General features: G+C 47.0%; 14 protein-coding genes. 6 read left to right on the forward strand and 8 right to left on the reverse strand.

The window, feature by feature from the left end; translation table 11 throughout:
• Window positions 1–25: 25 nt before the first annotated feature.
• Entirely contained in the window at window positions 26–472 is a 447-nt protein-coding gene (locus E8M12_RS02620; RefSeq protein WP_136734520.1) for a GatB/YqeY domain-containing protein, read from the reverse strand.
• Window positions 473–496: 24 nt separating this feature from the next.
• Window positions 497–712 carry a 30S ribosomal protein S21 gene (gene rpsU / locus E8M12_RS02625; protein WP_136734521.1) on the reverse strand — a complete coding sequence of 72 codons (216 nt, stop codon included), beginning with the start codon at window positions 710–712 and terminating at the stop codon, window positions 497–499.
• Window positions 713–951: 239 nt separating this feature from the next.
• Here rpsU and tsaD point away from each other — a divergent pair, with 239 nt between their 5' ends.
• Complete coding sequence (gene tsaD / locus E8M12_RS02630; protein ID WP_136734522.1) at window positions 952–1,965, forward strand: tRNA (adenosine(37)-N6)-threonylcarbamoyltransferase complex transferase subunit TsaD; 1,014 nt, start codon at window positions 952–954, stop codon at window positions 1,963–1,965.
• A gap of 87 nt (window positions 1,966–2,052) precedes the next feature.
• Here tsaD and E8M12_RS02635 read toward each other — a convergent pair whose 3' ends face one another.
• Window positions 2,053–2,589, reverse strand: a complete 537-nt coding sequence (locus E8M12_RS02635; RefSeq protein WP_136734523.1) for an acyl-CoA thioesterase — start codon at window positions 2,587–2,589, stop codon at window positions 2,053–2,055.
• A 77-nt stretch (window positions 2,590–2,666) separates the two neighbouring features.
• Window positions 2,667–3,266, reverse strand: a complete 600-nt coding sequence (gene plsY / locus E8M12_RS02640; protein ID WP_136734524.1) for a glycerol-3-phosphate 1-O-acyltransferase PlsY — start codon at window positions 3,264–3,266, stop codon at window positions 2,667–2,669.
• A gap of 291 nt (window positions 3,267–3,557) precedes the next feature.
• On the opposite strand from plsY, the gene folB reads away from it, so the two are divergent.
• From folB to E8M12_RS02655, 3 genes are read left to right on the forward strand one after another with little or no spacing between them, the layout of a single operon-like run.
• Window positions 3,558–3,914 (forward strand): dihydroneopterin aldolase, encoded by a 357-nt coding sequence (gene folB / locus E8M12_RS02645; RefSeq protein ID WP_136734525.1) that lies wholly within the window; start codon window positions 3,558–3,560, stop codon window positions 3,912–3,914.
• The gene (gene folK / locus E8M12_RS02650; RefSeq protein ID WP_136734526.1) at window positions 3,914–4,405 is read left to right on the forward strand and encodes a 2-amino-4-hydroxy-6-hydroxymethyldihydropteridine diphosphokinase; all 492 of its coding nucleotides are present in this window, start codon (window positions 3,914–3,916) and stop codon (window positions 4,403–4,405) included. The genes folB and folK overlap by 1 nt, the downstream gene beginning before the upstream one ends.
• A gap of 4 nt (window positions 4,406–4,409) precedes the next feature.
• Entirely contained in the window at window positions 4,410–5,207 is a 798-nt protein-coding gene (locus E8M12_RS02655) for an undecaprenyl-diphosphate phosphatase (RefSeq protein WP_136734527.1), read from the forward strand.
• Window positions 5,208–5,572: 365 nt separating this feature from the next.
• Here E8M12_RS02655 and E8M12_RS02660 read toward each other — a convergent pair whose 3' ends face one another.
• Complete coding sequence (locus tag E8M12_RS02660) at window positions 5,573–6,829, reverse strand: multifunctional CCA addition/repair protein (RefSeq protein WP_136734528.1); 1,257 nt, start codon at window positions 6,827–6,829, stop codon at window positions 5,573–5,575.
• Between the two features lie 236 nt (window positions 6,830–7,065).
• On the opposite strand from E8M12_RS02660, the gene E8M12_RS02665 reads away from it, so the two are divergent.
• Both E8M12_RS02665 and E8M12_RS02670 read left to right on the forward strand, forming a co-directional pair.
• Entirely contained in the window at window positions 7,066–8,760 is a 1,695-nt protein-coding gene (locus E8M12_RS02665; protein WP_136734529.1) for an ExeA family protein, read from the forward strand.
• Window positions 8,760–9,746, forward strand: coding sequence for a general secretion pathway protein GspB (locus tag E8M12_RS02670; RefSeq protein ID WP_136734530.1), 987 nt, complete (start codon window positions 8,760–8,762; stop codon window positions 9,744–9,746). Before E8M12_RS02665 ends, E8M12_RS02670 begins: the two co-directional genes overlap by 1 nt.
• A gap of 49 nt (window positions 9,747–9,795) precedes the next feature.
• Here the strand turns inward: E8M12_RS02670 and leuD are convergent, their stop codons facing one another.
• From leuD to leuB, 3 genes are read right to left on the reverse strand one after another with little or no spacing between them, the layout of a single operon-like run.
• Window positions 9,796–10,392, reverse strand: coding sequence for a 3-isopropylmalate dehydratase small subunit (leuD, locus tag E8M12_RS02675; RefSeq protein WP_211244971.1), 597 nt, complete (start codon window positions 10,390–10,392; stop codon window positions 9,796–9,798).
• A 2-nt stretch (window positions 10,393–10,394) separates the two neighbouring features.
• The gene (leuC, locus tag E8M12_RS02680; protein WP_136734532.1) at window positions 10,395–11,801 is read right to left on the reverse strand and encodes a 3-isopropylmalate dehydratase large subunit; all 1,407 of its coding nucleotides are present in this window, start codon (window positions 11,799–11,801) and stop codon (window positions 10,395–10,397) included.
• Complete coding sequence (gene leuB / locus E8M12_RS02685) at window positions 11,794–12,903, reverse strand: 3-isopropylmalate dehydrogenase (protein ID WP_136734533.1); 1,110 nt, start codon at window positions 12,901–12,903, stop codon at window positions 11,794–11,796. Before leuB ends, leuC begins: the two co-directional genes overlap by 8 nt.
• Between the last annotated feature and the right edge of the window lie 5 nt (window positions 12,904–12,908).

Here is a 12,908-nt window from a genome sequence, read left to right on the forward strand (position 1 = left end):
CATGGATAGCTCGACTTGTCAGAAATTAGCTGTTCAGTGCTGCTCGCACCTGGCCGCTAACTTTGCCAAGGTCGGCACGACCCTGCATTTGTGGCTTTAATATTGCCATCACCTTACCCATGTCGGCCATGGATTCAGCGCCTGTGTCGGCAATTGCCTGAGTGATTAATTGCTGAATTTCTTCGGCAGTTAATGCCTGTGGCAAAAACTCTTCAATCACTTCAATTTCAGCTTGTTCCGCAGCGGCCATTTCAGCACGACCACCCTCGGTATACATGGCAACCGATTCCTTACGCTGTTTAATCATTTTGGTTAACAGCGCCAGAATGTCATCATCAGACATTTCTTTTTGGTTATCGATTTTCGCCTGCTTAATAGCTGACAACGCCATGCGTATTACGCCCAGACGATTTTTGTCTTTGGCACGCATGGCGTTTTTCATTTCGTCGTTGAGTTGGCTAAGCAAACTCATAACTTCAGGAGAAACCTTAAAGTATTAGTATAAACGGATACGACGAGCGTTTTCGCGAGCAACTTTTTTAGCGTGACGCTTAACAGCTGCTGCTTTCTTACGCTTACGTTCCCAAGTTGGCTTTTCGAAAGATTCGCGACGACGAACTTCAGAAAGGATACCTGCTTTTTCACATGAACGCTTGAAACGACGAAGAGCTACATCAAACGGCTCGTTTTCTCTTACTTTAATTACTGGCATTGTGCCTCTCACCTCTAGTGAATACTTTGACCCGACAAATTATATAAATTCCGGGTTGTTTAAAAATGGTGCAGTATTTTAATCTGATCGATCCTTGGATGTAAAGTTTTAATCGAGTTTTATTTAAAACATCTGGTGAAATCAATCGCCTGAGGCTAAGATCCTCGTCAATTAATCGATCAATCCATGATCCTTTAGCTACTAACGGCTTGAAAATGTTAATTTTAGGTAAATAAGACATGCGTATTTTAGGTATAGAAACATCCTGTGATGAAACCGGTATTGCCATATTTGACGAAGAAAAAGGCATCCTAGCACATCGGCTGTATTCGCAAATTGATGTGCACGCAGATTACGGTGGAGTGGTGCCAGAATTAGCATCGCGGGATCATGTCAGAAAGACCTTGCCGTTAATTGAACAGGCCTTGAAAGATGCCAATCTCAGCCCGGAAGATTTAGACGGTGTTGCTTATACCGCAGGACCTGGTTTGGTAGGGGCATTGTTAGTGGGGTGTTCAATCGGTCGCTCGCTGGCATACGGTTGGGGCATACCGGCAGTGCCGGTGCACCACATGGAAGGCCATTTACTTGCGCCTATGCTGGAAGATGATGTGCCCGAATTCCCTTTTATCGCCTTGCTGGTGTCCGGTGGTCATACCCTGTTGGTAAGGGTTGATGGCATTGGTCAATATGAAGTGCTTGGCGAGTCCATTGATGATGCCGCCGGAGAAGCCTTTGATAAAACCGCAAAACTTTTAGGACTGGATTATCCTGGCGGGCCGGTATTAGCAAAAATGGCAGAAAGTGGCACACCTGGGCGTTTCAAGTTTCCGCGGCCGATGACCGACCGGCCGGGACTGGATTTTAGCTTTTCCGGGTTAAAAACATTCGCTGCTAACACTATTCATAAAGAAGATGACAGTGAACAGACCAAAGCGGATATTGCTTACGCGTTTCAGGAAGCGGTGATTGATACCTTAACCATCAAGTGTAAACGTGCGCTGCAGCAATGTGGGTTGAATCGACTGGTTATTGCTGGTGGAGTAAGTGCTAACAAAGAGCTTAGGGCTAAACTGGCAGCAGTGATGAAAAAACTCAATGGCAACGTTTATTATCCGCGCCCGGAGTACTGTACCGATAATGGCGCGATGATCGCGTTTGCCGGAATGCAGCGATTAAAAGCCGGCGTTCACGCTGAGCTGACGTTCCAGGCTACCCCGCGCTGGCCGCTGGACACCTTGCCTGCAGTTTAGCAGCAGCAAAATCACAGCAAATTAAAATCAAGGGGTCAGGGTAGTTGATTTTCAACAACTCTGACCCCTTGATTTGTTGTCTTTCTTTTAGCTCTCTAATTGCTGCCAGTGATTGAGCGAACTCTCGTTCCATTTATCAACAATATGACAGACGTTAATCGCGTCAACGTCAGCATCCGGGATTAAATCCAACATTTCCTTGGGAGATATACGTCTGGCGCTATCGCTGATGATGCGAATCTTCACCATCAGTAATGCATGCACGCCACGCTTTGATTTAAAGGTGTGTTCCACATAAAGAAACTTATCATCCCAGCCACTGAAACGGGTGACAATTTCATACCGTTGAAACGGCAATAACGGTTTTCGAAACTGCGCCGTTTCACCGGCGATCACCGGATAAAACTTTTCTTTGCGAATCGCCTGCCATAATCCGGCGCGGATCATCATCTCCACCCGAACATTATCGGTGATGGTAAAATAACGGCCGTTATTAATATGGCCTAGCAGATCCAAGTCGCTGGGCCAGACGATATGTCGGGTAGTAAATGGTGCAAATATATCAATAGCTGACTTAAACCATGAGGTCAGCATCATGGAGAAAAAACGAAAGTATAAATTCATGATTGGGAAACATTGAGTCTGAACTGGTTAGACCAGGAATGGTAGCAACCACTGGCCGGGCAAGCAAGTAGGTATTTCTATTTACTGCTTTGTTTTGAGGTCATTTTTCCTTCCTGACCGAGCCATAAGCGCACCAGGTTCTCGCGATGTCGGAAGATAATGAGTAAAGACAACATGGTTACTTCCTGGACATAGAGAGGCTTCAGGAAAAAGGTATATAAGGGCGCCAGGGAGACGGTGACAATGGCAGCAAGGGAAGAATATTTTGTCGCTTTAAATACAACCAGCCAGGTCAGGATCAACGCCAGCGAATAGGTCCAGCCGATCGCGGATAGGGCACCGAATGCAGTGGCGACAGCTTTGCCTCCCTGAAAATTGAAAAACACAGGATACATATGGCCAAGGCAAGCAGCAATGGCAATAAGGCCAAGGTAAATTGGTTCAACACCAAGCAGGAAGGCGCCATACACGGGTACCGCACCTTTTAACACATCAAGAAATAATACAGCGGCGGCAGTCGCTTTATTGGAAATGCGCAGAACATTGGTGGCACCTGGGTTTTGCGAGCCTTGAGTTCGTGGATCCGGTAAGCCTCGTAACCGACAAATCAAGATTGCACTGGAGATCGAGCCTAACAGGTAAGCCAGAATAATGATGATTATCGAAATCCATACCATGATTGTGCGCCGCAACCTCTGATTTGTTTTTTCGGTACCCGTCTAAAGCGGGTGTTGGAAATTTAAACAAAATGCAATGAATTCCCATTCTAACAAGGTATTTAGTGGTTTTTCTAGCGCCGAATGGGTAATATTTGACGCTATTCATATTTGTTTATAAGTAATTATTCTTAACGCTTCTAAGCAAATGTATCAGGAGTTTGGTGAAGTTTAAGTCTTTTACTGATTTATTGACCCCCAATCGATACTTTTCTATACAAAGTTTGTTTAATACCGGGTAAATCAACCACTATGGACATTATTTTTATTGAAGGTTTGAAGGTTAATACCACGATCGGATATTACGAGTGGGAAAAGCAAATCAAGCAGCTATTAGTATTTGATGTCGAGATTGCCTCGGATGTCCGTCCAGCGGCGGAAAATGATGAACTGGCAAAAACCATTGACTATGCGGTAGTGTCAGAGTTTATTGATAGCTTTTGCCAGCTTAATCCGGTGGATCTACTTGAGACTCTGGGTCAACGCCTGGTGGATGCGCTGCAAAGCCAGTATGCGATTGACTGGATCAGAATTAAAATAGCCAAACCAGGGGCGGTCGAGCAGGCAAGTTCTGTCGGTATCATCATTGAACGAGGCAAGCGCGGTTAATGGCACGAGTCTTTATATCGATAGGTAGCAATATTGATCGCCAGGCACAAATCGTTGCCGGCGTGCGGGCATTGCGAAATCTGTACGGCAAAGTGACACTGTCTTCGGTTTATGAATGTGAGCCGGTCGGTTTTGTTGGCGACCATTTCTATAACCTTGTCGCTGAGGTGCAAACCGACGTCGGTCCCGGACAGGTCGGACAGGATCTCAAAGCTTTGGAAAAAGCTCATGGCCGTATCGATTTTTCGAAAAAGTTTAGTGCGCGCAAATTAGATCTTGATATTCTGTTGTATGACGATCAAATACTCGATGCGCCGGTACAAATTCCGAGAGATGAAATACCGGAAAATGCCTATGTGTTATGGCCATTGGCCGAACTGGCGCCAGATCTATTGCATCCGGTATTAAATAAAAGCTACCAGCAACTCTGGCAAGAATACGATAAAAATAAACAAATCATAAGGAAAGTGCCATTTAACTGGCCTGAGTAAGCCTATGTCCACCATTGAAATCATCGTTCTGGCGCTGATCCAGGGCCTGACTGAGTTTTTACCTATTTCCAGCTCTGCCCATTTAATCTTACCTTCGCAATTACTTGGCTGGAATGATCAGGGGCTGGCATTCGATGTTGCTGTGCATGTTGGTACCTTATTGGCGGTAATGATTTATTTTCGTCACGAGGTGGCAAATATGCTGTTTGCCTGGAGCAATTCAATTGTCAGGAAAGAGCACAGCGCCGATAGCAAACTCGCCTGGTGGATACTGTTTGCCACCATTCCTGCGGGCTTGTTTGGATTATTCGGGAAAGAATTTATCGAAGAAAATCTGCGCTCGGCAGCGGTTATCGCGCTAACGACCATAGTGTTCGGTTTGCTGTTGGGCTTTGTCGATATCAAAGGAAAGCAAGATAAGGAGATCAATGCGCTGGGATTTAAAGGCGCGATGATGATTGGTCTGGCACAGGCACTGGCGCTGATCCCGGGAACCTCAAGAAGTGGCATAACCATGACTATGGGGTTGGCACTGGGGCTAACCAGAACCGCAGCCGCACGCTTTTCATTTTTATTGTCGATTCCCGCCATAGCCATGGCAGGAAGTTACCTGACGCTGAAGTTGGTAACCAGTGCCGAGCCGGTCGATTGGCAGGCCATAGCGTTAGGTAGCGGCCTCGCATTTATCAGTGCCTATACCTGTATTCATTATTTTCTGATTTTGGTTGATAAACTGGGAATGATGCCGTTTGTTATTTATCGTCTGGCGCTTGGCGGGTTTTTGGTGTGGTTTATTAGCTGACGACAGCCTCTAAAGTCGACTGTCGTCAGGGCTGTAAGCGATAAGCTATAAGCTTTAAGCGGTGAGCTTTAAGTGGTTTGAACTAGGACTCTTGGTCAAACCTTGACGATACGACTCACAAAAAACCGGTCATTTCCAGCTACGACTGGAAATCTAAGCCATAGCAGTACATTTGAGATCTCCGATTACTCGGAGATGACGAACTTGGGGGTGGTTTTAGGCTGCAAGCCTCAAGCTGTAAGCGGAAATCTATAAGCGGTAAGTGGTTTAAGTTAAGGCGCTTCGTTGACACCGTTAGTCAACATTCGACACCCTAACACGACTCTCGTCGTGTTTGTCACCCTCTCAAAAGTCACTTTTGATTTTCAACAACTCTGACCCCTTGATTTCAGGTCGCTGATGATTTGCAGCCGTTGCTTATTTATCGCGTCTCTGATTGCCTTGCCCTGCAAGCCCTGTTCAACGAAAGGTCGTGCCGTTACTTGCTGACATTGTTGAGCGGCTTCTCGCAGGAAATCCCCTTGAGGGTAGGGACTGTCTTCTTTGCCTAGCCGGCCGCTACTGTCCGCATGACATGACAGGATAAATAGCTCAAGCATCTCTGGATTACGCCAGGGATCGAGCGTGTTTAACAGCTTTAAAATGGTTGTCGGCTTTAATTCGAACAGGCGATGGCAATGCAGGTGGTATTCGCACACTAATAGAGACAGGTTGGTCATTTGCTTTGGCACCCGAAAACGTTCACAGACATCACGCACCAGTGGCAATCCGGATTTTTCATGGCCGTGATGGGTTGGCCAGTACTTTTGCTCGGTTAAGCCCTTGCCTAAATCATGACATAGGGCGGCAAAACGCACAGCCACACTGTCGGTAAGCTTAACTGCTTCCTGCAAAACCATCAGGGTATGAATACCACTATCTACCTCACCATGATGAGCAACCGGGTTTGGTACCCCCCAGAGTGCGTCCAATTCCGGCCAAATCACCTTTAGCGCGCCGCAATGTCGCAGCACTTCAATAAACTGCTCCGGATTGGGTTCTGTTAATGCCCGGGATATTTCTTTCCAGATCCGATCACCGCTTAAATTTTCCAGCTCACCAGATTCAACCATATGGGTTAACAGTGACTGGGTATCCGGGTGGATGGTAAATCCATATTGATGAAACCGGGCGGTAAATCGGGCCAGACGTAAAACCCGCAAGGGGTCTTCGCTGAAGGCGCTCGATACATGGCGAAACACACGGTTTTCCAAATCCTGTTCACCGTGATAGGGGTCGACCAGATTGCCATCGGCATCCATGGCCATCGCATTAATGGTCAAATCACGGCGCAGCAAATCCTGCTCTAAGGTGACATCCGGCGATGCGTGGCAGATGAAACCGGTATAGCCTTTACCTTGCTTGCGTTCAGTACGCGCCAGTGCATATTCTTCTTTTGTGTCAGGGTGTAGAAACACCGGGAAATCTTTACCAACCGGCGTAAACTGCCGATCCAGCATTTGCTGTGCAGTGGCGCCGACGACTACCCAGTCTCGATCATAAACGGGACGGCCTAACAGCTGGTCTCGAACTGCACCGCCGACCAGGTAAATTTGTAACTCATTGTCTTTTATCGAGTTCATGGTTTGGATTCTGGCTATACTGAATAAATAATCGCTAGCGCAGACTGATGACAGTATTCAGGACAGATTATGGTTTTCTGAATCGAACTGACGTATGTCAACCTGACGCAAAGAGCTAATGTGATTTAGTGTACCGAAAAAAGTTACCGATAGTTAGCGGCAATTTTTGACTTACGCCGGACTTACGGGTAATTTCATCGGCAGTTAATTAACAAAAATAACGGACACCAGTCGCCATGTTTTCAGGGTATACCGGCTTTTTCGGCCTGAATGAAGTGCCATTTTCTATCGCCCCTAATCCTCATTACCTGTTTATGAGTGATCGTCATCGCGAAGCGCTGGCGCATTTAAGTTACGGGCTAGGGGAAACCGGTGGTTTTGCTTTGTTAACCGGAGAAGTTGGAACCGGAAAAACCACAGTCTCTCGTTGCTTACTCGAGCAGCTTCCCGAAAATGCTCAGGTCGCTTATATTATCAATCCGACATTGTCGGCGATGGAATTGCTGGCAAGTGTCTGTGATGAACTGAATATCGACTATCCAGCAGATAATGCCAGCCTGAAAGTTTTTACCGACTTAATTTCCGCACGTCTTTTAGATAACCACCAGCAAGGGCTATCCACGCTGCTAATCATCGATGAAGCACAACACCTGCAGGCGGAGGTGCTGGAGCAGTTGCGATTGCTTACTAACCTCGAGACTAATGCCAGGAAACTGTTGCAGGTAATATTAATTGGCCAGCCAGAATTACAGCAATTGTTAAAACGTCAGGATCTTCGTCAGCTTGCACAGCGCATCACCGCCCGCTATCACCTGATGCCGTTGTCGGTGCAGGAAGTCGGACAATACATCAAACATCGATTAAACGTTGCCGGTTGTGAGCGACCGTTATTTACCCCATCAGCAATTCGTTCAATCCACCGCTACAGCCAGGGCGTCCCACGATTGATAAACCTGATATGCGATCGGGCATTACTGGCAGCGTATACCCAGGAAAAAACCCAGGTCGATAATAAACTAATTAAAGAAGCGGCAATTGAAACACTCGGCGACAGCAAACCAACAGGCCAAGATTGGGGCCCCTGGCTCAAGCGTTCGGCCATTGCTGCTGCCATTATGGTTTGCGCGATTGCCGGGAAACAGCTAGGCAGCTGGCAACAGCAGTCAGTTCAGGCGCTCTCTGCCAATACGTTGCTATCGGGGGTAACAAACCGGGATATTAACAATGCCAGGGAATTACAAGTGGCACTGATGTCGTTGTTTAAAACCTGGCATTTAAATTTACCAGCTGACGAACTACAGGCTTGCCAACAGGCATTAGATTTTTCGCTTAGCTGTCATTGGCTCAATGTCGGGCCAGAACAGTTGATATCGCTCGGATACCCAGCTTTGGTTGAGTTTGAAGACGATATGGGGCAGTTGTTCTACGGCGTAATTAACATCAACCAGGATAATGCAGACCGTGCAGATTTTTCATTACCGGAGAGTGATATTCAGCTAAATCTTGCTGGTATCTCCCGCGCGGTTGATCTCGATTGGTTGCAGCGCCATTATCGCGGCTCGGCTTTGCTGTTATGGCAACCACCAGCTGGATTTGTTGAACAGATAGATAGTCAGTCAAGTATCGATTTAATCCAGTGGCTGGAAAACCGGTTAAGCCTGATGCAGGCGCGTCCACAGCGAACGGTCAACGAATTTGACCAGAGGCTGAAGAACCAACTTCAGCAGTTTCAGCGCAAGATGGGACTAACCGTGTTGGAGTATGCGGATTTGGGTACCGTTGTCGCACTGGCAAACCCGGGTAATTTTGCAGCCATTACGCCACAATCAGTACAGGTTCAACAACCACTCGTCGATGCATTAGCAAATGTTCAGCGACAAAGGGCCAATAATGCCCGAAAAGTATGGCCTGAAGCGGGAGATCAGAGTTAATGTCCTACATTCTAGAAGCCCTGAAAAAAGATCCTAAAACTCAACAGCAGCTTAATATCGACCCGTTGCGTCAGTATCATCATCAAAGCGCCAGAGCGCCGTTAGTGAGTAAAAATTTGCTATTGAGTTTGTTGGCGCTAAGTGCGTTCGTCGGCAGTTATTTGTTTTTTGGCGGTACTCACTGGATTGCCAGCACCTGGTTTTCGAAAACACCTGAACCAGAGGTAGAAGAGATATTACGGGCGAGCTACCAGAGTGCACATCCACTGGCAGCAAAATTTGACAATGGTGATGAGCACAATCAACAGCTAGTGTCGTGGCGAGCCGAGCAACAGCAGATAAAGTTACAGCAACAACAATCGCAGGTTGAGGCTGAAATGCAGGCAAACGAGGAGCGACAAACTCAGCTGATTGCGGCTCAGATTGATAAAGCCATAGCCAAGCACACCTTGAATAACCAAGCGGCTGGTGTTGGGCAAAATTCACAGACTCTGGCAAATTCCGCTTCGAGTAGCAGCCAACAGAAAAGTCTGGTAACTAAACCTGTGATTGATTTAAACGCTCAGCAACAAGACCAAATCTCCCCGGAGTTACTGGCGGCCTTTAACCAGGCCATCGATGAGGCCTATGCATCAGAGCAGGAAAAGCAACGCATTGAAACGGCAGTAACTGAGGTTACTGGTCGGCCGTTAAACGCTGGTGCTGATCCCGATAATAAAATCGATAAGAAAAATCAGAGTGGGAATCAAGTTCCGCTGTTAACCCAGTTACCCAGTCGTTATCGAAACTCGGTACCTGCAATCCAGTTTTCACTGCACATGTATTCTTCTGATATCAGCAGTCGCTGGGTGCGGATGAACGGTCAGGATTATTTTGAAGGCGGTGTTAGTCCCGAGGGGATTATGGTTGAACAGATTGAGCCGCAATTTGTGATCCTCAGCTTTCAAGGCCGGGCGTTTCGTTTAGCAGCCTTATCCAGTTGGTAAAAAATGCCCGCTTACGCGGGCTTTTTTTCTTGGAGGGATGCGCAGCAGGTTATTGCCAGGCTGGTAATGATGCCGCGAACTGGTCAATCTTGTCCTGACTTTGCAATGTCCAGCCAACACTGTCGATGCCATTTCTCAGGCAGTATTGTTGAAATTCCGTCAAAGAAAATGGGAAACTTTTGTCGCCATAATTCAATGTCATGGTTTCAAGGCTAGCCGTTAATTCTAATGGCTTTTGCAACGCATGATCAAATAGCTCATCAATGGCCTCTTCGTTAAGCACAATAGGTAAGACACCAATGTTGATGCAGTTTCCGTAGAAAATGTCGGCAAAGCTTGGTGCTACTACTACCTTAAAACCGTATTCCTGAATGGCCCAGGGAGCATGCTCCCGAGAAGAGCCACAACCAAAGTTTTCACGTGCTAACAGAATGCTGGCACCCTGGTATTGCTGTTCATTTAGAATGAAGCTTGGATCAGGTTGCAAACCATCATCGTCAAGAAAACGCCAGTCATGAAATAAATGCTGAGCAAATCCCGTGCGTGTAGTCTTTTGTAAAAACTGTTTTGGGATAATTTGATCGGTATCGACGTTGGCACGATCCAATGGCACCACTTTACCTGTGTGGGTCATAAACTTTTCCATCATTAAGCTCCTGCAAATTGATTAACGTCGACAAAATGTCCGGCAATGGCTGCCGCGGCTGCCATCGCCGGGCTTACCAAGTGAGTCCGACTTCCACGACCCTGGCGACCTTCAAAGTTTCGGTTTGAGGTCGAAGCACAACGATCACCAGCAACCAGTTTGTCGTCATTCATGCCAAGACACATGGAGCAACCTGGTAAGCGCCACTCAAAACCGGCCTGTTTGAATATTTCATCAAGACCTTCGGCTTCTGCCTGCTGTTTGACTCGATAAGAGCCAGGAACCACGATGGCAGTGACATTTTTAGAAACGGTTTTGCCTTTAATTACCGAAGCTGCAATTCGTAAATCTTCTATGCGAGAATTGGTGCAGGAGCCAATAAACACATTATTGATGTTGATATCGGTAATCTTGGTACCAGGTTCTAAATCCATATATTTTAATGCATTTACACAGGACTCACGCTCAACCGCATCACTGAAATCTTCTGGTGAAGGGACTACCGAATTAATGGCGGTAACCTGTCCCGGATTTGTCCCCCAGGTAACCTGAGGTTTAATGTCTTGTGCAGCAATAGTCACTACCGTATCAAATTCAGCATCTTCATCACTGGTGAGAGTTTGCCAGTCGTTTACCGCCTGCAACCAGGTATCGCCTTTTGGCGCAAATTCTTTGCCTTTTAAGTATTCAAAGGTGGTGTGATCCGGGGCGATTAAACCGGCCTTGGCACCGAATTCAATGCTCATGTTACATACGGTCATACGTTCTTCCATGCTGAGGTTACGTATGGTTTCACCGCAGTACTCCACCACATAACCCGTTGCACCAGCGGTACCAACTTTACCGATAACTGCAAGGATTATGTCTTTAGCGCTGATGCCTAACGGACGTTTGCCCTGAATATCGATTTTCATGGTTTTGGCTTTATTTTGACGCAATGTCTGGGTTGCCAAAACATGCTCAACCTCTGACGTACCAATACCAAATGCTAATGAGCCAAAGGCACCATGGGTGGCAGTGTGTGAATCACCACAAACGATCACCTGACCTGGAAGCGTTAAACCAAGTTCTGGACCCATAACATGGACAATACCCTGGTTCTTATGTCCCATACCGTAAAGTTTTACGCCAAACTCTTCACAGTTATTTTCCAGGGTTTTCAGCTGATGAGCAGCACTTTCACCGGCGGCATTAATATCTGCTGAGCGGGTAGAAATGTTGTGGTCCATGGTGGCGATAGTGCGCTCTGGACAATGGACTTTACGGCCGTGAAACTTCAGGTTGGCAAATGCCTGAGGTGAAGTCACCTCGTGAATCAAATGACGATCAACAAAAATTAATGGGGTTTCACCACTTTTATCTTCAACTAAATGGCGTTGCCACAATTTTTCATACAAGGTACTAGGCATAACGGGTTTCCTTTGCATTTTCTTTTATGTGGGCACAAATAAAGTCGCCCATTTCCCGGGTACTTTTCGCTAAGTGTGCTTGTTCTTCTCTAAGCAAATCTCGAGTAATAAACTGCTCATCTAAAGCGGTGCTAACCGCTTGTTCTATGGCATCGGCTGCTGCACCCTCGTTCAGACTGTATCTTAACAACAGGGCGGCACTCAATATCTGGGCAATAGGGTTGGCAATACCAAGACCGGCGATATCCGGAGCTGAACCACCCGCCGGCTCATAAAGACCAAAACCCTGCTCATTGAGGCTGGCACTTGGTAACAGTCCCATTGAGCCGGTAACCATGGCACAAATATCGGAAAGGATATCGCCAAATAAATTCGAAGTCAGGATCACATCAAACTGAGCAGGATTCTTTACCAGTTGCATCGCCGCATTGTCGACATACATATGTTCCAGTGCCACATCTGGATATTGTGGTGCAATTTCTTCGACCACCTGGCGCCATAGTTGGCTGGTGGCCAGGACATTGGCCTTATCGACCGATGTCACTTTACCGCGCCGTTTTTGTGCCGCGTTAAATGCAAGATGGGTAATGCGGGCGATTTCTGCACGGCTATATAACATGGTATCGAAACCGGTTTCCTGCTCGCCTTGACCACGTCGACCTTTAGGTTCGCCAAAATAAATTCCACCGGTCAGTTCACGCATCACCAGGATATCAAAACCAGCGTCAGCAATATCACTTCGCAATGTTGACAGGTGCGACAGGGCGCTTTGCAGCGATGCAGGACGCATATTGCAAAACAGGCCAAAGTGGCCACGTAATCCCAACAAGGCAGCACGTTCCGGTTGCTCAGCCGGTGGTAATGAGGCCCACTTTGGGCCACCCACGGAACCAAACAGTACCGCATCGGCCTGCTCACAACCCTGTATGGTTGCATCGGGCAGCGCCTTACCATGAAGGTCAATCGCACAGCCACCGACATCATAGTGATTTAAGGTTAAATCCAGTGAAAAGCTTTTAGCGACCTGCATCAGCACTTTTTCTGCTTCCTGCATGACCTCCGGACCAATGCCGTCACCGGCCAAAATTGCAATATTTGCCATCTTCG

The organism is Thalassotalea mangrovi (assembly GCF_005116735.1).
Classification (GTDB): domain Bacteria; phylum Pseudomonadota; class Gammaproteobacteria; order Enterobacterales; family Alteromonadaceae; genus Thalassotalea_A; species Thalassotalea_A mangrovi.